The organism is Rhodobacter sp. NSM (genome assembly GCF_052244495.1).
Lineage (GTDB): Bacteria > Pseudomonadota > Alphaproteobacteria > Rhodobacterales > Rhodobacteraceae > Cereibacter_A.
In genome coordinates this window covers 1-19,913 of sequence record NZ_JBQPXH010000007.1, presented here as the reverse complement: position 1 = coordinate 19,913, position 19,913 = coordinate 1, and the positions used below count along the sequence as shown (strand labels likewise).

Sequence of the window (19,913 nt, the reverse complement as noted above, 5' to 3'; positions counted from 1 at the left end):
GCGGAGACAGCGGCCACTACCGAGCACGTTCGCCCGCGCCCACAATGTTCCAGCAGTTAATGGGGGAAGGGTCGGCGGAAGAACTTCCTCGCCGAAGCATTTTTTTTAAGAGATATCAAATGCTTAACGAGGTAGTATGGCGGAGAGACAGGGATTCGAACCCTGGGTCGGCTCACACCGACAACGGTTTTCGAGACCGCCGCATTCGACCACTCTGCCACCTCTCCGCGTCAGGGGTCGTCGTGGACCGGGCATTTAGCGAAGCTCGCAGGAGCTTGCAAGGCCGAAATCGATGGCGGGATCATGCCGCAGCGCGGCGCTGCTTCGGCTCTTCCCTTGGCAACCGCGGGCATAGCAACTAGCTCTGTGCCAAACCTATGCCGAAGGCTTCTGCGATGGTCCTCCAGTCGATTCTCGTACGGCTCCTGCTCCTTGCAGGAGTGGCAGCCTCGCCACTTGCGGTGGGCGCTCGGACCGCGGTCGCGCAGGAAGTCCCATCAGCCGGACCTCAGGGTGCGCCCGTCGTCAAGGCGGGCGTGCAGATCGCGGCACTCGAGGACGCTCTGCGCATCGGCGACGTGATCGCCGTGATGCGCGAGGAGGGGCTGGAATATGGCTCCAGCCTCGAATCGGAGCTCTTTCCGGAGCGTGGGGGGGCGCGCTGGCAAGCCGTTGTCGGGCTGATCTACGACACCGAGGAGATGCGCAAGCGGTTCGACGCCGCCTTCGAGGCTGAAATCGGGCAGGACACCGAGTCGATCGGGAAGATGTTGGACTTCTTCGGCAGCGAGAACGGCCAGCACATCCTGCAGCTCGAGATCGAGGCGCGGCGGGCATTGCTCGACGAGGCCTCCGAGGAGGCGGCCAAGGTCGCGGTCGAGGACATGAGCGCCGCAAACGATCCGCGACTCGAGCTCCTGCGCGAATTTGCCGAAGCGAACGACCTGATCGAGCTGAACGTGGCAGGAGCGCTGAACTCGAACCTCGCTTTCTATCGCGGCATGGTCGAGGGCTCGGCCTTCGAGCAGCCGATGAGCGAAGACGAGATGCTGGCCGATGTCTGGTCGCAGGAGGCCGATGTCCGGCGCGAGACGGAGGAATGGCTTTTCCCTTATCTTGCCCTCGCCTACGGCCCGCTTTCGGACCAGCAGCTGAAGGATTACATCGCCTTCTCAAGAACCGACGCCGGACGGCGGCTGAACGGGGCGACGTTCCGCGCGTTCGACGCGGTCTTCTCGAGGATCTCGCTCGATCTGGGCCGTGCCGCGGCGCGCCAGATGCAGGGCGAGGATATCTGAGCACGAGCGTATCCCGCCGGGTCGAGGCGCTTGACTCGCATCTTCCTTTCCCCGATAAGCGCGCATCCCGGCCGGATCCGTCTGGCCGGGCTCTGCATCCGTTGGTCAACCTCCGCGTGAGGGACAGCCTCCGGCAATCACCATGACACCTCCCGGGGTGCGCTGTCCGAAGGCATTGAACGCCGGGTCGCACCGGGGCCGCAGGACGCGGAGCAATGAAGGAAAGACCCATGTTCGCGGTCCTCAAGACAGGCGGCAAGCAGTACAAGGTCCAGGCGGGCGACGTGCTGCGCGTCGAGAAGCTGGCATGCGAAGCCGGTGACAAGATCCAGTTCAACGACATCCTGATGGTGGGCGGCGAGTCCGTCACCGTCGGCGCGCCCTTCGTGGCAGGCGCCGCGGTGCAGGCGGAAGTCATCGCCCAGATCAAGGGCGAGAAGACCATCCACTACGTGAAGCGCCGCCGGAAGCATTCGTCGCAGCGCACCAAGGGCCATCGCCAGCAGCTCACGCTCCTGCGCGTGACCGACGTGCTCGCCTCGGGGGCCGAAGCCTCGGGCGTGGCCGCCGCCACCGGCACCGCCGATGCGCGCCGCGCCGCTCACACCGCCAGCGCGAAGGAGTAACACCCCATGGCACACAAGAAGGCAGGCGGTTCGTCCCGCAACGGCCGCGACTCGGCGGGCCGTCGTCTCGGCGTGAAGCTCTACGGTGGCCAGGCGGCCATCCCGGGCAACATCATCGTGCGCCAGCGCGGCACGACCTGGTTCCCGGGTGCGGGCGTCGGCATGGGCCGCGACCATACCATCTTCGCGACCGTCGAAGGCCGCGTGGAGTTCAGGAAGGGCCTCAAGGGCCGCACCTTCATTTCCGTGCTTCCGGCCGCGGAGGCCGCGGAGTAAGCCGAACCTTCACAGTTCGTCTGTAACGGGGGATCGGCAGCAAAGCCGGTCCCCTTCCGCATTTCCGGCCCGGCCGGGGGGCGGTTCAGTGCCGGGGGCATCCCGCCCCCGTCCCGGGTGCCAGTGCTCAGAGGAGGAAACCCGTGACGCTAGACATGATCTCGACGACGCTTCCCGCGACGGATGCGCATCCGGCAGGGGGGCGGCTCGTGCTGCGTCCGGTGCGCAAATCGGACGCGGGGCTCTTTGCCATGTATGCCGGCGATCGTCGCGTGGCCGAGGGCACACGGGGCATTCCGCACCCGCTCCCTCCGGGCGCGGCGGAAGCCTTCGTCACCCGCGCGATGGCCGACAAGCGGCCCGAGGATGTCTGGGTCATGGACGGCTCGGCCTCCGGCCTGTCAGAGGTGCTGGGCGTGATCTCGCTGAAGCGCATGGACCGCGACCAGTCCGAGATCGCCTATTGGGTCGCGCCTGCCTTCTGGAACGCGGGCTACGCGAGCGAGGCGGTCCGGGCGCTGATCGAGGCCAATCCGCAAGCCTCCCGCACCGTCTTTGCCGAGGTCTTCCAGGACAACCCGCAGTCGGCGCGTGTGCTGACGAACTGCGGCTTCGAGTACATCGGCGATGCCGAAGCCTTTTCGGTCGCTCGCAATTCGCGCGTGCCGACCTGGACCTACATCCGGAGGCTCTGATGTCGTCCCTGCCGCTGCCGGTCGCGACCGACCGCATCCGACTGCGGCAACTCGAAACCTCGGACGCGGCGGATCTTCGCCGGATCGTCACGCGGCCCGAGGTGGGCCGGATGCTGTTCGTCTTCCCGCCGGACTGGACGGACGAGGCGGCCGAACACTTCATCGCCGGGTGCCGGCAGACCGACCGCCGCCCGTTCCGCCTCGCCATCGCCGGCGCGGATGGTCGGCTCCTAGGTTCGGTGGGCGTGGCTGCGGGTGACGAGCCCGATATCTTCTACTTCCTCGATCCGGACGCATCCGGGCGGGGCCTGATGACCGAAGCCCTCTGCGCCTTCGTGGATCTTCTTGCGGCGCATCTGCCGCTGAAGGCGCTGCGGGCCGATGTCTTCGACGACAATCCCGCCTCGATGCGGATCCTCGAGCGGCAGGGCTTCGAGCGCGTGGGGCAGGGCATCGGCACCTCCGCGGCGAGGCTTGAGCCCGCGGCCGTATTTCTCTATCGCCTGAAGCTGCAAGACCGGAAAGCCGCGACATGAAGTTCCTCGACCTCTGCAAAGTCTACATCCGCTCTGGTGGCGGAGGGTCGGGCTGCGTCAGCTTCCGACGCGAGAAGTTCATCGAGTTCGGCGGCCCCGACGGCGGCGACGGCGGCAATGGCGGCTCGGTCTGGGCCGAGGCGGTGGACGGGCTGAACACGCTGATCGACTTCCGCTACCAGCAGCATTTCTTCGCCAAGTCGGGCCAGCCGGGAATGGGCAGCCAGCGCACCGGCAAGACGGGAGACGATATCGTGCTCCGGGTGCCCGTGGGCACCGAAATCATCGACGAGGACGAAGAGACGGTGATCGCGGACCTGACCGAGATCGGCCAGCGGGTCCTTCTGGCGCAGGGCGGCAACGGCGGCTGGGGAAACCTCCGCTTCAAGAGCTCGACCAACCGCGCGCCCTCGCGGGCGAACCCCGGACAGCCCGGCATCGACCGCACGATCTGGCTCCGGCTGAAGCTGATTGCGGATGCCGGCCTGCTGGGCCTTCCGAATGCGGGCAAGTCCACCTTCCTGTCGGCGACCTCGAACGCGCGGCCGAAGATCGCGGATTATCCGTTCACCACGCTGGTGCCGAACCTTGGCGTCGTGGGGGTGGACGGCAAGGAATTCGTCATCGCGGATATCCCGGGCCTGATCGAGGGCGCGTCCGAAGGGCGTGGCCTCGGCGATCAGTTCCTCGCCCATGTGGAGCGCTGCTCGGTCCTGCTCCATCTCGTGGACGGAACGTCCTCGACCATCGTGAAGGATTACCGCACGATCATCGGCGAACTCGAGGCCTATGGCGGCGATCTGGCGTTGAAGCCGCGCATCACCGCGATGAACAAGATCGACGCGATGGACCCCAAGCAGATCTCTGACCGCCGCCGTGCGCTCGAGAAGGCGACGGGTGGGAAGGTGTTCACCATCTCGGGCGTCGCGGGGACCGGACTGATGGAGGTGCTGCGCACGCTCTGGGCCGAGATCGACGCGGCGCGCGGCGAGGCGCAGGAGGAGCATGTGCCGTGGCAACCCTGACGCCGCTTCAGGCCCCCGACATCCGCAGTGCGAAGCGGCTGGTCGTCAAGATCGGCTCGGCGCTGCTCGTCGATGACGAGGGTCTGCGCCGCCAGTGGCTTTCGGCGCTGGCCCTCGACGTGGCCGAGGTGCGGACGCGGGGGACGCAGGTCATCCTCGTCTCCTCGGGGTCGATCGCGCTGGGGCGGCGCGCGCTGCGTCTGCCGCCGGGACCGCTCCCGCTCGAGCAGAGCCAGGCCGCTGCGGCCGTGGGGCAGATCCGGCTCGCCCGTGCCTACGAGGAGGTGCTGGCCCCGCACGGGATCACGACGGCGCAGGTTCTGGTGACGCTGGAGGATACCGAGGATCGGCGCCGCTACCTGAACTCCCGCGCCACGATGGAGACGCTGCTCGCGCTCGGCACGGTGCCCATCGTGAACGAGAACGACACCGTGGCGACCGACGAGATCCGCTTCGGCGACAACGACCGGCTGGCGGCGCAGATCGCGGTGACGGTGGGGGCGGACCAGCTTGTTCTGCTGTCGGACGTGGACGGCTTCTACTCGGCGAACCCGAAGGAGGATCCTTCCGCCGAGCGATTCGATCTGGTCGAGGCCATCACGCCCGCGCTCGAGGCGATGGCGGGCGATCCGGTCTCGGGTCTTTCCAAGGGCGGCATGAAGACGAAGATCATGGCCGCCAAGACCGCCGTGGCCGGCGGCTGTGCAATGGCCATCACTGAAGGCTCGGTGATGCGCCCGCTCAGGGCGCTGGAGCAGGGCGCGGCGCGCACCTGGTTCGTGGCGCAGGGAGATCCGCAGGCCGCCCGGAAGCGCTGGATCAACGCGATGAAGCCGCGCGGCACGCTGAGGGTCGACGCGGGCGCGGTCCGGGCGCTGCAGGCCGGCAAGTCGCTGCTGCCTGCCGGTGTCGTCTCGGTCGAGGGCAACTTCGGACGCGGTGATCCGGTCGAGATCGCAGGTCCGGCGGGCGAGGTGCTGGGAAAGGGTCTCACCCGCTATACGGCGGTCGAGGCGGTGCAGATCGCGGGGCACCGCTCGGCCGAGATCGAGGGGATCCTCGGCTATTCCGGCCGGGCGGCGCTGATCCATCGCGACGACATGGTGATCTGAGGCCGCTGGACGGCCGGCAGGAGAGGGCAGGACTATGGACGGAACCGACGTCACGGTGCTCATGCGCGAGATCGGTCTGCGGGCACGCGCCGCAGCGGCGGAGCTTGCCTATGCCGAGCCGGCCCGCAAGCAGGAGGCTCTCGATGCCGCCGCCGAGGCGATGCTGGCGCGCGAGGCCCAGATCCTCGAAGCCAACGAGCAGGACCTCGCCTTCGGCGCCGGAAAGGGTCTTTCGTCGGCCATGATGGACCGGCTGAAGCTCGACTCCGGTCGGATCGCCGGTATCGTCGAGGGGCTGCGGGCGGTGGCTGCCCAGGCCGATCCGGTGGGCCAGGTGATCGCCGAATGGGACAGGCCGAGCGGTCTTCACATTCGCCGCGTCCGCACTCCGCTGGGTGTCGTCGGCGTGATCTACGAGAGCCGCCCGAACGTGACGGCGGATGCGGGCGCGCTCTGCCTCAAGTCGGGCAATGCGGTGATCCTGCGCGGCGGGTCCGAGAGCTTCCATTCCTCGGGCGCAATCCACGCGGCGCTGCAGGACGGGCTGCGGCAGGCGGGACTGCCGGTGGATGCCATCCAGCGCGTGCCGACACGGGATCGTGCTGCCGTAGCCGAGATGCTGCGGATGGTGGAGCACATCGACGTCATCGTGCCGCGCGGAGGCAAGGGCCTGGTGGGCCTGGTGCAGGCCGAGGCACGGGTTCCGGTCTTCGCCCATCTCGAGGGCATCTGCCATGTCTATGCCGATGGCGACGCCGACCTCGAGAAGGCCCGCCGGGTGGTGCTGAACGCCAAGACGCGCCGCACCGGCATCTGCGGCTCGGCCGAATGCCTGTTGATCGACCGTGTCTTCCTTGAGAAGCACGGCCCGGTGCTGATCGAGGATCTGCTGAAGGCGGGTGTAGAGGTCCGGGCCGAGGGTGCGCTGGCGCAGGTGCCGGGCACGGTGCCCGCCAAGCCCGACGACTTCGGCCGCGAGTTTCTCGACATGATCATCGCGGCCAAGGTCGTGGATGGTGTGGACGACGCCATCGCCCACATCCGCCGCTATGGCTCGAGCCATACGGAGTCTATCCTCACGGAGAACGATGCCACTGCCGAGCGCTTCTTCCAGCGGCTCGACAGCGCGATCCTGATGCGCAACGCCTCGACCCAGTTCGCCGACGGCGGCGAATTCGGGATGGGCGCGGAAATTGGCATCGCCACCGGCAAGATGCACGCGCGCGGCCCCGTCGGGGCGGAGCAGCTCACGAGCTTCAAGTATCTCGTCGAAGGGGATGGAACGATCCGCCCGTGACGCGCCTTCAGAAGGAAAGGCGGATCTCGACCTCGCGGATCTCCGAGGTGAGACGGCGTCCCTGGCGGGACATCTCCTCTGGGACGAGGGCGAAGTGAACGCGAGCAGCCGACATTTCGACCTGCGCCATGGGATTTGACAGCATTTCCCACAGATCGGCGTCGATCTTCATCTTGTGCGCCTGCCCCACGAGGGTCCAGCGCGCGTCATTGCGCTCGACCCGGATCCTGCCGCCATAGGCCATTGCCGTCTCGAGGCAGAGGATCAGCAGGAAGGCGAGCTTCACTTCCCGGCGGGGCAGGTCGTTCGGCCCTTGCCAGTCGATCTGCAAGCGGCCCCCGCGGGTAAGGTCGCCGACGATCGAGAGGATTTCGGGGCGGCCGATCCGCTGGTCCGGCGCGGATGCGCCGAAGGCCACGCGGAAGAAGCGGATGCGGGCGTTCGCATGTGCCACGCTTTCCGAGATCAGCGTCATCTCGGGCCCGCGGATCGAGCCGTCCATCATCAGCAGCTCGACGCCATTGCCGATGGCCCCGATCGGACTGATAAGATCGTGACAGATGCGCGAGCCCAGCAGGGCGGTCAGATCGGATTTTTCGGTCATAGGCGGACTCCACAACAGGCGGAAGGAACGGGAATGAACACGCTGCTCGAACCGGGAATGCTGGTCCGCCATCCGGGGCGCCCCGATTGGGGCACCGGGCAGGTCCAGTCGAACATCAAGGGGCGCATCACGGTCAATTTCGAGAATGCAGGCAAGGTTCTGATTGATGGGCGTCGGGTTGAATTGCAACTTGTGCTTGATTTGCACGGATGATGTAGCGGCGACAGGTTGCTCGTTTCAATCATGAATTGCGGGCATTTAGGCGCAGGAGCTGAACCTGTGTCCGTCGCGCAAGAGCTTGGCCGGACCGCCCGTGTGGTCCGGGCATTCGCGCGGGATGCGGCTCCGGCCCGAGGGTCGCTCTGTCGTCGTCCGCATGATCGGCTCTTGTGCCGTGTGGACGTCCACTCGTTCGATCCCTGATCCGGCGCTGCTCTCCGCTGCACGGCGGTTGCATCCATCGGGGGCTTTTTCTATGAAGCCGTGACCGTCCGGTTAATGAGGCGAGGGCCGGGAATGATTGCCGACGATCCGCATCTCGAGCTGCGGCTTGCCTCGTCCGAGCGCGATCTCCGGGCGGCGCAACGCCTGCGATACACGGTCTTCGTGGAAGAGCTGGGCGGCGATGGTGCGATGATCGACCATGAGACGCGGCTCGAATGCGACGAGTTCGACGGGCTCTGCGATCATCTCCTGCTGATCGACCGCCGCAGGGATGCCTCGGCGCTGGAGGATGTGGTCGGCGTCTACCGATTGCTGCCCGGTGACCGGGCGGCGCGCGCGGGCCGTTTCTACTGCGACAGCGAATACGACCTCGGGCCGCTCCGCGAGAGCGGGCGGCGGCTGCTGGAACTGGGGCGCTCCTGTGTGCACCCCGACTTCCGCGGCGGTTCCGCCGTCTTCCTGCTCTGGAGCGGGCTCGCCGACTACGTGCTTGCGCAGGAGACGGAGCTTCTCTTCGGCGTGGCGAGCTTCCATGGCACGAACGTCACGGCATTGGCCGAGCCTCTCTCGCATCTGCATGCGTCGCATCTCGCGCCCGAGGATCTCCGGGTGCGCGTCCGCCCCGAGTGCGGGCAGCGGATGGACCTGATCGCGCCCGAGCGGATCGACCGGCGCGCGGCCATGCTGTCCATGCCGCCGCTCATCAAGGCCTATCTGCGCCTCGGCGGCTTCGTGGGCGAGGGCGCCTGGGTCGACCGCGCCTTCAACACGACCGATGTGTGCCTGGTCATGGATACGGCGCGGATGTCGGCCAAGCACCGCGATCTCTACACCCGGCGGGCGGCGGCGGTGGAATGACGGACTGGCTGGCGGATCGGCCCGAGGCGCGTCCCGTCGGCGCGGCTGGCTGGGCCAGGGCAATGAGCAAGGGCGCAGCCATGGCGCTCCTGGTCTATGGCGGACTTCTGCTTCTGCTGATCCTGCGCCAGATCGAGCGGCCGCTCTGCGGAATGGCGCGCCCGGTCACACCCTTCATTACGCAGGGCGTTTGCCGCGGGGCGCTTGCCATCATGGGGCTGAAGGTGGCGACCCGCGGGCGACGGATGACCGTTCCGGGCGCGGTGGTGGCCAACCACGGCTCCTGGCTCGACATCTTCACGCTGAACGCAGTGCAGCGGGTCTATTTCGTCTCGAAGTCCGAAGTGGCGGGCTGGCCCGGCATCGGCTGGCTCGCCCGCGCCACGGGGACCGTCTTCATCAACCGGAAAGGGTCCGAAGCGCGGGCGCAGCAGCGTCTGTTCGAGGAGCGGCTGCGGGCGGGGCACCAGCTCCTGTTCTTCCCCGAGGGCACGAGCACCGACACGCTGCGCATCCTGCCCTTCAAGTCCACGCTCTTCGCGGCCTTCTTCACCCACGGGCTCGAGCATGCGCTGCACATCCAGCCGGTGACGGTGCGCTACACCGCGCCGGAGGGCGAGGATCCGCGCTTCTACGGCTGGTGGGGCGACATGGATTTCGGCAGCCATCTCGTCAAGCTTCTGGCGGCCCCGCGACATGGACGGGTCGAGATCACCTTCCATCCTCCGGTCCCCGCTGACGGGTTCTCGGGCCGAAAGGGGCTCGCACTGCGATGCGAGGCGCTGGTGCGCGAGGCTTTTCCTGCGGACCCCGAGCCGATGACGGTTGCGCCCGCTGCGGCGGCACCCTGAGCCTGCATCGCCTGCAGGTCTCTCTCAGGTCCATCTCGGCACAGATGCGGGCGAAGCGAGTTCATCCGTTCGATGCGGACCGCGACGACGACCTGAAGACTCAAGTCCACAACGAGCGTTCCGATCGGGGTGGCCGCGGGCGGTCGACCGCCGGGCGTCCTCAGCCCAGCGGTGCGAGCAGCCTCCGCAGCGCCGCGGCCGGATCTTCCTCGCGCCAGATCTCCTCGCCCACGGCGAAGAAGTCGGTGAGCGGTGCCAGTTCGGCCACCTTCTCGGGGGTGAGCGCCCCCTCGGCCACCACCGGCACCTCGATCATCTCGGACCACCAGCCGAAGAGATCGGCTTCGGCAAGCTCACCATCGCCGAGCGCGGTGGCGCCCACCGGGCCGAAGGCCACATAATCCGCGCCCGCTTCGGCCGCGTTGATCCCCTCGTGCCGCGTCCGGCCGCAGAAGGCGCCGAGGATCGCATCCGGCCCCAGATCCTTGCGCAGCTTCCGCACCAGCCGCGCGCCGTCGGTCAGATGCACGCCGTCGAGGCCCAGCCGCTCGACCATCAGCACGTGGTTCTCGATCACCAGCGCCACGTCCCGCGCATGGGCCAGTTCGCGCAGGGCATCGGCGGTCCGCGCGATCCGGTCCTCGTCCTTGCCGGCGAGGGCGAGCCTCAGGCAGGCGACCTCGGTCGAATCCAGCACCGCCGCCAACCGGTCGGGAAAGACCTCGAGGTCGATCTCGGGCGGCGTGACCAGGTAGAGCTGCGGGCGTTCGGCATCGGCCATGATGGGTCTCCTTCGGATCGGCGCAGCCTATAGCCGAGGGGCGGGCGGTTGGAAATGGCATTGCGCCGCGGGGGGCTTCTCCCCTAGGAAGCGGCCCGGACCCGAGGGAGCGCCATGAGCATCGAACCCGTCATCATCCTCGTCCGCCCGCAGATGGGCGAGAATATCGGTGCCGCCGCGCGTGCCATGCTGAACTTCGGCCTCGCCCGGCTGCGCATCGTGGATCCCCGCGACGGCTGGCCCAACCCCAGGGCGGTGGCCATGGCCTCGGGCGCGGGGCGGCTCCTCGACCATGCAGGCCTCTTCCCCTCGGTGGCCGAGGCGATCCGCGACTGCGACTACGTCTTCGCCACCACCGCCCGGGGACGCGATCTCACGAAGCCCGTGATGACGCCCGAACGCGCCATGGCGCATGCGCGCGCACTGACGGGCGAAGGGCGGCGGGTTGGCATCCTTTTCGGGCCGGAGCGGACCGGCCTCGAGAACGAGGACGTGGCGCTGGCCAGCGCCATCGTGACGGTGCCGGTCAACCCCGAGTTCTTCTCGCTGAACCTCGCGCAATGCGTGCTGCTCCTGTCCTACGAATGGCGGCGCCAGCACGACGAGACCCCGCCTGAGGTGATCGACATGGCGCGGGTGGATTTCGCGAGCGGCCTCGAGGTCGAGAAGCTCGGCGACCATTTCGAGGAGAAGCTCGAGGCCGCGGGCTTCTTCTTCCCGCCCGAGAAGGCGCCGGGCATGAAGCTCAACCTGCGCAACATGTGGGCCCGGCTGCCGCTGACGCGGTCGGACGTCCAGACCCTGCACGGGATGCTGCGCCAGATCGCGTGGAAGTTGAAGCAGTAGATCCCACGGGTCTCCGCCGCCGCCTTCCGAGGGGCGGCCCCTCCCCCTGCGCAGGTGCTCATCCCGATGGCCGCATGTGGCAGGACGCCTCCGGCGCCCGACCTTTGGATGAGGCCCGCTCTTGCCGAAACGTGCCAGAGTGGGCCGGCCAAGAGGGAGGGGAGAATGGCAAGACTGCTCGTGATGTACCGGAAGCCCGAGGATGCGGCGGCTTTCGACCGCCATTATGCCGGGATCCACATCGGCCTGGCGGCGAAGATGCCCGGCCTGAGAAGCTACGAGATCAGCGACGGGCCCATCGCGACGCCGGGTGGAGAGTCCGACTACCACCTTGTCGCCATCCTGCGCTTCGACGGCATGGAAGCCCTGAAGGCCGCGCTCGGCAGCCCGGAGGGGCAGGCGGCGGTCGAGGATCTGGGCCGGTTCGCGACGGGCGGAGCCGACATCTTCATGTTCGACGACAGGCCCGCGCAGGGCTAGCGGCCGCGTCCCTGCGCCACCCCCCGCGAGCCCTTGAAGCGGGCAGGCGGGGGGCCTAGTCTCCCGGGCGGAACGGGAGAGCCGGATGGCAGTGAAGAAGCGCAGCATTTTCGAGGAAGTGGGGCAGGGAGCAAAGGCGCCTGTCCCGCAGGGCGGCACCATCGACCGCGGCCACGGCGGCGCGCGGCGCGGGATCCGGCTGTGGCTGATGGCGCTGTTCCTCCTCGTCATGGCGATGATCGTGGTGGGCGGCCTCACGCGGCTGACCGACTCCGGTCTCTCGATCACCGACTGGCGGCCCGTCACCGGCGCCGTGCCTCCGCTGAACGAGGCGGAGTGGGCGGCCGAGTTCGAGAAATACCGCGCGAGTCCCCAGTACCGGCTGATGAACGCCGACATGACGCTGGCCGAGTTCCAGCGGATCTACTGGTGGGAATGGGGCCACCGACAGCTTGGCCGCGTGATCGGCCTCGTCTGGGCCGTGGGCTTCCTCGCCTTCCTCGTGGCGCGAAAGATCCCGCGTGGCTGGTGGCCGAGGCTGCTGGCACTCGGCGTGCTGGGCGGCCTGCAGGGCGGGATCGGCTGGTGGATGGTGGCCTCGGGCCTCGAGGGCGACCGGGTGACCGTCGAGAGCACGCGGCTTGCGGTGCATCTGGGCCTGGCCTTCGTCATCCTCGGCATGATCGCCTGGCAGGCGCTCCTCCTCGGGCGAAGCGAGGCCGAGCTTCTGCAGGCCCGCCGCCAACGCGAGGGTCGTCTGCAGGGCATGGCCACGGCGCTGCTCGCGGTGGCCTTCCTTCAGGTGGTGCTGGGCGCGCTGGTGGCCGGTATCGACGCGGGCCGCGGTTTCCCGACGTGGCCTGACATGAACGGAACCTTCCTGCCCCTCGACATGCTCTATGTGCCGGGCGTCGAGACCGACTGGAGGAACCCTGCCTGGTGGCTGGGCCTCCTCCAGAACCCGGGCTTCGTGCAGTTCCTCCACCGCATGGCCGGCTATACGCTCGCAGCCCTCGGCCTCGTCTTCTGGATCCTCGGCCGCCGTTCGAAGCATCGCGCGACGCGGCGGGCCTTCGACCTCCTCGCGCTGGCGCTTCTGGCGCAGATCGCTCTGGGCGTCGGAACGGTGCTGTCCGCGGCGGAGTGGCACGTTGCCATTGCCCATCAGGTCGGTGCCGTCGTGATCTGGGTGCTGATCCTTCATGCGCGACACCTCGCGCAATATCCCCGTGTGGGCTCGATCCGGAAAGGAACCCTATGAGCGCCGACACCGCCTTCACCGAGCTGATGGACTATCAGCGCCAGACCGAGGCGCTGGCGCAGGTCATGGGGCGGCTGTCCTGGGACCAGGAGACGGTCATGCCGCGGGGCGCGGCCGAGCAGCGCGCCGAAGAGATGGCTGCGCTCGAAGGCGTGCTGCACGCGCGCCGCGCCGATCCGCGCATCGCCGAATGGCTCGAGCTTGCCGATCCCGAGGACGAGGAGGACGAGGCGCAGCTTCGCCTGATCCGCCGCAGCCACGAGCGCTCCACCAAGGTGCCGGGCCGTCTCGCGCAGGAGATCGCCCGCGTGACCTCGGCCGCGCAGGGGATCTGGGCCGAAGCCCGCGCCGCGGATGACGTCTCGATGTTCCTTCCGACGCTCGCCGAGGTGATCCGCCTGAAGCGCGAGGAGGCGGCCGCGCTGGCCTCTGGCCGCGACCGCTACGACGCGCTGATCGACGACTACGAGCCTTCGGCGACGGCGGCCTCGATCTCGGCCATCTTCGACCGGATGCGGCCGCGCCTCGTCGCGCTGCGCGAGGCGGTGCTTGGCGCGAAATTCCAGCCGCAGACCATTGCCGGCCATTTCGGGCTCGAGGCGCAGGTGCGCATGGCGCGCGATCTCGCCGCGACCTTCGGCTACGACTGGAGCCGCGGGCGCATGGACATGGCGGTGCACCCGTTCTCCTCGGGGTCGGGCAGCGACGTGCGGATCACCACCCGCGTTGTCGAGACGGATCCCTTCAACTGCTTCTACTCGGTCATCCACGAGGTCGGCCACGCCGCCTATGAACTCGGGATCGACCCGGACTATGCGCTGACCCCGATCGGCGCCGGCGTCTCGATGGGCGTCCACGAGAGCCAGAGCCGGATCTACGAGAACCAGCTCGGCCGGTCTCGCGCCTTCACGGGCTGGCTGTTCGGCCGCATGACCGAGCGTTTCGGCGACTTCGGCATTCCGGACGCGCAGGCCTTCTACGCCTCGGTCAACCGGGTGCAGTCCGGCTACATCCGCACCGAGGCGGACGAGGTGCATTACAACCTCCACATCATGATGCGCTTCGATCTCGAACGGGGGCTGATCCGCGGCACGCTCGAACCCGAGGATCTGGAGGAAGCGTGGAATTCCCGCTTCCTCGAGGATTTTGGCGTCGCGGTGGACCGGCCCTCGCACGGGATGCTTCAGGACGTGCACTGGTCGGTGGGCCTCTTCGGCTATTTCCCGACCTATGCGCTCGGCAATGTCTACGCCGGCTGCCTGATGAAGGCGATCCGCGAGGCGGTGCCGGATCTCGACGACCAGCTCGCCGTCGGGGACACGTCGGGCGCGACCGGATGGCTGCGCGAGAACCTCCAGCGGCACGGCGGCCTCTACACGCCGCACGAGACCGTCACCCGTGCCTGCGGGTTCGAGCCGTCCGAGGAGCCGCTTCTCGATTATCTCGAGACCAAGTTCCGCGGCATCTACGGCCTCTGACCGCAACCGGCAATGGACGGGGGCGGTCCGGCGTTCAGGTTCTGGCTGGCAGCGCGGCGCACGGCCTCCACGCTCGTCGCGCGCTTCTGGCGCGGCATGTCGGCGGGCGAGGCGGAGAGGCGCCTCGCGGCCCGGCCCTTGCGGGACCAGATCGCGATCGTCGGCGGGGTCCTCGCCGCGCTGTTCCTCACCAGCCTTCTCTTCGCCAATGGCGGCTTTGTCGGCTTCCTCCTCTTCCTGCTTCTGGTGGTGATCGTCGTCAACTGAGCCGATCACGCGCAGGTGAAAAAGGTTAATGTCGCCGGAAGTGCTTCTTCTTCAACACCTTGGTCGGGGGCGGCACGGGCACCTCGTCAAGGCGCGTCTTTTTGGCGCAGGTGAAGTGATCCGGTCGCGCGGACGCCGCGTAATCCGGTCACGACAAACCCAGACAGAAAGGGCACGGAAATGACGAACTACCTGATCATGGAATACGTTCTGACCTTCGGCACTCTCGGTTTCGTCCTCGCCTTCGCCTACATCAACATCCGCCAGACCGAGAAGCAGCTGGAAGAGACGCGGAAGCGCCGGCAGGGCATCGAGGCTGCCGCTACCAAGTAAGGAAGATGGGCCGGGCAAGCCATTGCCCGGCCGGTGTCGCACGGCGCTGGTGCCGAACAGCCAGCGATCCGCAGGCCGTCACGACCAGTCGGGATGGCGCTTCTCGAGGAAGGCAGCCACTCCCTCCTCGGTATCCCTCCACATCATGTTGTCTGCCATGACCGCGCCAGTGAAGGTATAGGCTGCGGCCAGACCCATGCCCGCCTGATCGTAGAAGGCGCGCTTGCCGGTCCGGACGGCGGCGGTAAGCTTTGACGCCACGACCTCGGCCAGCTTCCGCACTTCGCCCGCCAGATCCTCGGGCGGCACCGTGCGGTTGACGAGACCGACTTCCCGCGCGCGGTCCGCCTCGATGAACTCGCCCGTCGTCAGCATCTCGAAAGCCACCTTGCGCGGCACGACGCGGGTAAGGGCCACCATGGGCGTCGAGCAGAAGAGGCCGATATTGACGCCGTTCACGCCGAAGCGGGTGCCCTGCGCAGCGACCGCCATGTCGCAGGAGGCGACAAGCTGGCAGCCTGCGGCCGTGGCTATCCCGTGGACTTCCGCGATCACCGGCTGGGGCAGGGCGGGAATCGCCTGCATGACCGCCGCGCAACGGGCGAAGAGGTCCGAGAAATAGGCCGCTCCCCGGTCGTCGGACTGCCGCGCAGCCTGCATCTCGCGCAGGTCATGCCCGGCGCAGAAGGCCTTGCCCGCGCCCCGCAGCACGACGACGCGGATCGTCCGGTCTTCGGCGAGAGCGCGGAACTGCTCCTTCAGCGCGGCCAGCATGGCATCCGACAGGGCGTTCAGCGCCTCGGGCCGGTTCAGCGTCAGCGTCGCCACGGCGCCGCTGTCCTCGCGCAGCAGGATCTGGGTCATCTTGTCACTCCTCCCCTTTCCGGTCAGCCTAGCGAGCCGGAAGCTGGGAGGAAAGCATGGGGCTGAGACTGGACGCCGCGGAACTGGCCGCGTTCCTGGAGAAGGAGTTTCCCGAGGTGGCCGGGGATTTCGAGGTGATTTCAGCAGGGCAGGAGGTCGCCATGCGGCTCAAGGTCGGGCCCCAGCATCTGCGGCCCGGCGGGACCGTATCGGGACCCTCCATGTTCGCGCTGGCGGATGTGGCCATGTATCTCGCGATCCTGTCGCGGATCGGTCCGGTGAAACTCGCCGTCACAACGAACATCTCGATGGACTTCATGCGCAAGCCGGAGGCGGGCCGCGACCTCATCGGGACGGCGCGGGTCCTGAAGCTCGGGCGGGTGCTGGCGGTGGGGGACGTGCTGATCCGCTCGGCGGAATCGGGGGAGGTGGTGGCGCGGGCAGGGCTCACCTATGCGATCCCGCCCGACAGGGTGGCATGACGTTGCCGCCCGTGGAGGGGCGCTGCCCTCAGTCCTTCGTGATCTTGAAGCGGCCGTCGACCGTCGCGCCGCTCTCGATCACCACGCTGCGGTAGGTCACGTCCGAGGTCAGCTGCGCCGCCGCCCGCACCACGAGCGACGAGCAGGAAAGCCGGCCGTCCAGCTGCCCGCGCACCTCGACGCTCTCGGCGCTGAACGTCCCGCTCGCGCGGCCTTCCGGTCCGACCATCAGCCCGCGGGCGGTGATCGTGCCGTCGACCTCTCCCATCACCTCGATGCTGCCCGACGACGTGATGTCGCCGACGATCTTGAGGTCCGAGCCGAGCGTGGACTTTGTGGCGTTCGAGCCGTTGCGCTGCGGGGCAGGCTCGGCCGGTCTGTTCTGCATCGTGATTCCCTCTCTCGCACGGCCCCGCCGTCCGGGGGCACGGTGCCGGGCGAGCGCCCGCACGTCCGCCCGATAAAGGGTCAAGGCCGGTTCCCGGTCAAGACCGGCACCGGGGATTTCTGCCGATCGTGGACAAAAGCGTGGGCGGGTGCTCAGATGCCTGCGGACCCCCTGCAGAGAGGATGCGCATGACGGACGCCACGGATCGTGACTTCTGGCAGCCGGTCTCGGGCTTCGATCTCCCGCGCTACGCGGGGTTGCCCACCTTCATGCGCCTGCCTTTCGTGCCGCCGGGCCACGCTCGCTTTGCCGAGGTGGACGTGGGCCTCGTCGGCGCGCCCTGGGACGGTGGAACGACGAACCGGCCCGGCCCCCGGCACGGGCCGCGGCAGCTCCGCGACCTCTCGACCATGATCCGCGCGCAGAACGGCGTGACGCGGGTTCGTCCCTTCGAGGCGGTGCGCTGTGCCGACCTGGGCGATGTGAGCCCCAATCCCGCCGACCTCATGGACAGCCTCGCCCGGATGGAGGACTTCTTCTCGAAGGTCCGGGCGGCCGATATCGTGCCGCTGACGGCGGGGGGCGACCACCTCTGCACGCTGCCGATCCTGAGGGCCTTGGGCCGGGAGCGTCCGCTCGGCATGATCCACTTCGACAGCCACACCGACCTGTTCCACAGCTACTTCGGCGGCACGATGTATACGCACGGCACGCCGTTCCGCCGCGCGGTCGAGGAGGGGCTGCTCGACCCCAAGCGGGTGTGCCAGATCGGCATCCGGGGTTCCGCCTACGACTGGGAGGACCGCGATTTCGCCGCCGCGGTCGGCATCCGGATCATTCCGATCGAGGAGTTCCATGCGCGAAGCGTCGAGGACGTGATGGCCGAGGCCCGCGCCATCGTCGGCGACGGCGAGACCTATGTCAGCTACGACATCGATTTCGTCGACCCCGCCTTTGCTCCCGGCACAGGCACGCCCGAGGTGGGTGGACCGACCTCGTGGCAGGCGCTGAGCGTGGCGCGCCTTCTCGACGGGGTGAAGGTCGTGGGCGCGGATCTGGTCGAGGTCTCGCCCCCCTTCGACCCCTCGGGAGGGACGGCCTTCCTCGGGGCCTCGATCCTCTTGGAGCTTCTCTGCGTGATCGCATGTTCCCTGACCTCTTCCGCCGCCGGAGGTTCCGAGTGACCGATCTGATCCTGACCAATGCCGAGGTTCTGACGATGGACCCGGCCAGGCCGCGGGCGGAGGCCGTGGCGGTGGACGGTGGCCGCATCGCCGCGGTCGGCAGCCGCGCCGAGATCGAAAAGCTCGCGACGTCGGCGACCGAAACGGTCGATGCCGGCGGACGGACGCTTCTGCCCGGCTTCGTGGAAAGCCACCTCCATCTCGTGCTGGGAGGCTCGGAGCTCGCACATCTCCAGCTTTGTGGCGTGCATGGCGCCGAGGCGCTGACCCGCGCCGCCCGCGACTTCGCCGGACGCTTCCCCGACCGGCCGCTGCTGATGGCCCAGGGCGGAGACTACTCCATCCTGGACCGGCCGATGACGCGGCACGATCTCGACGCGATCCTGCCCGACCGGCCATTCGCGATCACCGCACCCGACCATCACACCGTCTGGGCGAATACGGCCGCGCTTCGTGCAGCGGGACTCCTCGACGGAGCGGCCACCCCGCACGGGCATGAGGTGGTGATGGGGCCGGACGGCCATGCCACGGGCGAGTTGCGCGAGTTCGAGGCCTTCGCTCCGGTGATCGCCCTCGGCGGAGAGGCGCGCCTGAACCTCGGGATCGCGACGGGGGGCGAGCCGCAGCCGTGGCCCGATGCCGCCGAACGCGCCATCGACCGGGCCAGGATCGCACGCGGCCTCGCCCATTGCGCGGCCCATGGCATCACCTCGATGGTGAACATGGACGGCAACCGCTATACGCTCGAGCTCCTGCGCGAGATGAAGGACCGCGGCGAGCTCACGGCCCGGATCCGCGTCCCCTTCCATTTCAAGCCGCAGATGGACCTGTCCGAACTGGCCCGTGCCGAGGCGATGACGCGGGACTTCGACGACGACTGGCTCGCCTGCAACTTCGTCAAGATGTTCATGGATGGCGTGCTCGACAGCGGCACCGCGTTCCGGCTCGACGAGTATCCCGGAGAACCCGGCTGGCGGTCGGAGCCCTTGTTCGAGCCCGCAAGATTTGCCGAGATCGCCACGGCGGTGGACCGGCTCGGCATGCAGATCGCCGTCCATGCGATCGGCGACGGGGCCGTGCGTGTGACGATCGACGGCTATGAGGCGGCGCGGAAGGCGAACGGCCCCCGCGACAGCCGGCACCGGATCGAGCACATCGAGCTCGTGGATCGTGCCGACATTCCCCGCCTCGGCGCGCTCGGCATCGTCGCGAGCCTTCAGCCGCCCCATCCGCCAGGCGCCATGGACTTCCCGCTGCAGCCGACGCTCGACCGCATCGGCCGGGGGCGATGGCCGGATGCCTATCTCTGGCGCAGCCTCGTGGAAGCGGGAGCGCCGCTGGCCTTCGCCTCCGACTGGCCGGTGACGGATGTGTCGGTGATGCGCGGGTTGCAGGCCGCCCTGACGAGGCGCCCCTATGAAGGTTGCGCCGACGAGCGCCTCGGCCTCATGGAGAGCCTGCGCGCCTACACGGCCGGCGGGGCATGGGCGAACCATCGCGAGCGACTGACCGGAACGATTCGCCCCGGCCTTGCGGCCGATCTGGTGCTGCTGGAGGCTTCGGTAACGGAAACCGCGCCGCATGAGCTGGGAAAGGTCGGGATTCGCCGCACGATCTGCGGTGGCGGGACGACTCACTCCGCGATCTGAGCCCGCACATACCGGCGAGGCAGGCGCAAAGCATGCTCAGAGACCGGCCCGGAGCAACAAAAAACGCCAATATTTCTTGGTCCGGACATGAAATCGTTACGCTGCGCAAAAAATCCGCTTGCAGACCGCCGCGACTGCTCCTAGAAAGCACTCCACCGAGACGACGAACGGCGGCGACGCCGGATGAAGCGGCGAGGGAAGCCAGAGGCAGCAGCCAACGGCGAAGATTTGGAGATCGAACGCGGCGGGATCGCTAGTCAAACTGGCGAGCGCGCTGT

Annotated in this window: 25 protein-coding genes and 1 tRNA gene; 20 read left to right on the top strand and 6 right to left on the bottom strand. The window is 68.1% G+C overall.

The window, feature by feature from the left end; translation table 11 throughout:
- Positions 1-137: 137 nt before the first annotated feature.
- Positions 138-227 (bottom strand) — tRNA-Ser (locus ACTVZP_RS14340).
- A gap of 168 nt (positions 228-395) precedes the next feature.
- Between ACTVZP_RS14340 and ACTVZP_RS14335 the strand changes: the two genes are divergently transcribed.
- The 8 genes from ACTVZP_RS14335 (at position 396) to ACTVZP_RS14300 (ending at position 6,865) form a co-directional block, all read left to right on the top strand.
- On the top strand, positions 396-1,298 hold the full coding sequence (locus ACTVZP_RS14335; protein ID WP_443212839.1) for a hypothetical protein: 903 nt from the start codon (positions 396-398) through the stop codon (positions 1,296-1,298).
- A gap of 230 nt (positions 1,299-1,528) precedes the next feature.
- Complete coding sequence (gene rplU / locus ACTVZP_RS14330; RefSeq protein ID WP_443212838.1) at positions 1,529-1,924, top strand: 50S ribosomal protein L21; 396 nt, start codon at positions 1,529-1,531, stop codon at positions 1,922-1,924.
- A gap of 6 nt (positions 1,925-1,930) precedes the next feature.
- On the top strand, positions 1,931-2,200 hold the full coding sequence (rpmA, locus tag ACTVZP_RS14325) for a 50S ribosomal protein L27 (protein WP_443212837.1): 270 nt from the start codon (positions 1,931-1,933) through the stop codon (positions 2,198-2,200).
- 143 nt (positions 2,201-2,343) lie between these two features.
- Complete coding sequence (locus ACTVZP_RS14320) at positions 2,344-2,895, top strand: GNAT family N-acetyltransferase (protein ID WP_443212835.1); 552 nt, start codon at positions 2,344-2,346, stop codon at positions 2,893-2,895.
- Positions 2,895-3,431, top strand: coding sequence for a GNAT family N-acetyltransferase (locus ACTVZP_RS14315; protein WP_443212834.1), 537 nt, complete (start codon positions 2,895-2,897; stop codon positions 3,429-3,431). Before ACTVZP_RS14320 ends, ACTVZP_RS14315 begins: the two co-directional genes overlap by 1 nt.
- Positions 3,428-4,456, top strand: coding sequence for a GTPase ObgE (obgE, locus tag ACTVZP_RS14310; RefSeq protein WP_443212833.1), 1,029 nt, complete (start codon positions 3,428-3,430; stop codon positions 4,454-4,456). Before ACTVZP_RS14315 ends, obgE begins: the two co-directional genes overlap by 4 nt.
- Positions 4,444-5,568, top strand: a complete 1,125-nt coding sequence (gene proB / locus ACTVZP_RS14305) for a glutamate 5-kinase (protein ID WP_443212832.1) — start codon at positions 4,444-4,446, stop codon at positions 5,566-5,568. The genes obgE and proB overlap by 13 nt, the downstream gene beginning before the upstream one ends.
- A 34-nt stretch (positions 5,569-5,602) precedes the next feature.
- On the top strand, positions 5,603-6,865 hold the full coding sequence (locus ACTVZP_RS14300; RefSeq protein ID WP_443212831.1) for a glutamate-5-semialdehyde dehydrogenase: 1,263 nt from the start codon (positions 5,603-5,605) through the stop codon (positions 6,863-6,865).
- A gap of 7 nt (positions 6,866-6,872) precedes the next feature.
- Here ACTVZP_RS14300 and ACTVZP_RS14295 read toward each other — a convergent pair whose 3' ends face one another.
- Positions 6,873-7,469: a histidine phosphotransferase family protein gene (locus ACTVZP_RS14295; protein ID WP_443212830.1), complete on the bottom strand. Its 597-nt coding sequence runs from the start codon at positions 7,467-7,469 to the stop codon at positions 6,873-6,875.
- A gap of 33 nt (positions 7,470-7,502) precedes the next feature.
- On the opposite strand from ACTVZP_RS14295, the gene ACTVZP_RS14290 reads away from it, so the two are divergent.
- The 3 genes from ACTVZP_RS14290 to olsA all read left to right on the top strand — a co-directional run bounded on the left by ACTVZP_RS14290 (position 7,503) and on the right by olsA (position 9,622).
- Positions 7,503-7,682: a DUF3553 domain-containing protein gene (locus ACTVZP_RS14290; RefSeq protein WP_443212828.1), complete on the top strand. Its 180-nt coding sequence runs from the start codon at positions 7,503-7,505 to the stop codon at positions 7,680-7,682.
- A 303-nt stretch (positions 7,683-7,985) separates the two neighbouring features.
- Complete coding sequence (olsB, locus tag ACTVZP_RS14285; protein ID WP_443212827.1) at positions 7,986-8,771, top strand: L-ornithine N(alpha)-acyltransferase; 786 nt, start codon at positions 7,986-7,988, stop codon at positions 8,769-8,771.
- Positions 8,768-9,622, top strand: a complete 855-nt coding sequence (olsA, locus tag ACTVZP_RS14280) for a lyso-ornithine lipid O-acyltransferase (protein ID WP_443212826.1) — start codon at positions 8,768-8,770, stop codon at positions 9,620-9,622. Before olsB ends, olsA begins: the two co-directional genes overlap by 4 nt.
- A gap of 160 nt (positions 9,623-9,782) precedes the next feature.
- On the opposite strand, the gene ACTVZP_RS14275 is transcribed toward olsA, so the two are convergent.
- The gene (locus tag ACTVZP_RS14275; RefSeq protein ID WP_443212825.1) at positions 9,783-10,403 is read right to left on the bottom strand and encodes a thiamine phosphate synthase; all 621 of its coding nucleotides are present in this window, start codon (positions 10,401-10,403) and stop codon (positions 9,783-9,785) included.
- Between the two features lie 114 nt (positions 10,404-10,517).
- Here ACTVZP_RS14275 and ACTVZP_RS14270 point away from each other — a divergent pair, with 114 nt between their 5' ends.
- From ACTVZP_RS14270 to ACTVZP_RS14245, 6 genes are all read left to right on the top strand, one after another.
- Positions 10,518-11,249, top strand: a complete 732-nt coding sequence (locus ACTVZP_RS14270) for an RNA methyltransferase (protein ID WP_443212824.1) — start codon at positions 10,518-10,520, stop codon at positions 11,247-11,249.
- A gap of 165 nt (positions 11,250-11,414) precedes the next feature.
- A complete protein-coding gene (locus ACTVZP_RS14265; protein WP_443212823.1) occupies positions 11,415-11,729 on the top strand; it encodes an EthD family reductase in 315 nt (104 codons plus the stop codon).
- 85 nt (positions 11,730-11,814) lie between these two features.
- The gene (gene ctaA / locus ACTVZP_RS14260) at positions 11,815-12,990 is read left to right on the top strand and encodes a heme A synthase (protein WP_443212822.1); all 1,176 of its coding nucleotides are present in this window, start codon (positions 11,815-11,817) and stop codon (positions 12,988-12,990) included.
- On the top strand, positions 12,987-14,468 hold the full coding sequence (locus ACTVZP_RS14255) for a carboxypeptidase M32 (RefSeq protein ID WP_443212821.1): 1,482 nt from the start codon (positions 12,987-12,989) through the stop codon (positions 14,466-14,468). Before ctaA ends, ACTVZP_RS14255 begins: the two co-directional genes overlap by 4 nt.
- Before the next feature lie 12 nt (positions 14,469-14,480).
- Positions 14,481-14,735 carry a hypothetical protein gene (locus ACTVZP_RS14250; protein ID WP_443212820.1) on the top strand — a complete coding sequence of 85 codons (255 nt, stop codon included), beginning with the start codon at positions 14,481-14,483 and terminating at the stop codon, positions 14,733-14,735.
- Positions 14,736-14,915: 180 nt separating this feature from the next.
- Positions 14,916-15,068, top strand: coding sequence for a hypothetical protein (locus tag ACTVZP_RS14245; RefSeq protein WP_443212819.1), 153 nt, complete (start codon positions 14,916-14,918; stop codon positions 15,066-15,068).
- A 78-nt stretch (positions 15,069-15,146) separates the two neighbouring features.
- Here the strand turns inward: ACTVZP_RS14245 and ACTVZP_RS14240 are convergent, their stop codons facing one another.
- Entirely contained in the window at positions 15,147-15,932 is a 786-nt protein-coding gene (locus tag ACTVZP_RS14240) for an enoyl-CoA hydratase (RefSeq protein ID WP_443212818.1), read from the bottom strand.
- A gap of 56 nt (positions 15,933-15,988) precedes the next feature.
- Here ACTVZP_RS14240 and ACTVZP_RS14235 point away from each other — a divergent pair, with 56 nt between their 5' ends.
- Positions 15,989-16,414: a PaaI family thioesterase gene (locus tag ACTVZP_RS14235; RefSeq protein WP_443212817.1), complete on the top strand. Its 426-nt coding sequence runs from the start codon at positions 15,989-15,991 to the stop codon at positions 16,412-16,414.
- 28 nt (positions 16,415-16,442) lie between these two features.
- Here the strand turns inward: ACTVZP_RS14235 and ACTVZP_RS14230 are convergent, their stop codons facing one another.
- Positions 16,443-16,802 carry a bactofilin family protein gene (locus ACTVZP_RS14230; RefSeq protein WP_443212816.1) on the bottom strand — a complete coding sequence of 120 codons (360 nt, stop codon included), beginning with the start codon at positions 16,800-16,802 and terminating at the stop codon, positions 16,443-16,445.
- 188 nt (positions 16,803-16,990) lie between these two features.
- Here ACTVZP_RS14230 and ACTVZP_RS14225 point away from each other — a divergent pair, with 188 nt between their 5' ends.
- Positions 16,991-17,986, top strand: a complete 996-nt coding sequence (locus ACTVZP_RS14225) for an agmatinase (RefSeq protein WP_443212815.1) — start codon at positions 16,991-16,993, stop codon at positions 17,984-17,986.
- Positions 17,983-19,635: an amidohydrolase gene (locus tag ACTVZP_RS14220; RefSeq protein ID WP_443212814.1), complete on the top strand. Its 1,653-nt coding sequence runs from the start codon at positions 17,983-17,985 to the stop codon at positions 19,633-19,635. The genes ACTVZP_RS14225 and ACTVZP_RS14220 overlap by 4 nt, the downstream gene beginning before the upstream one ends.
- A gap of 96 nt (positions 19,636-19,731) precedes the next feature.
- Here ACTVZP_RS14220 and ACTVZP_RS14215 read toward each other — a convergent pair.
- Positions 19,732-19,913, bottom strand: a 182-nt coding sequence (locus tag ACTVZP_RS14215) for a hypothetical protein (protein WP_443212812.1), incomplete at its 5' end; no start/stop codon positions are given.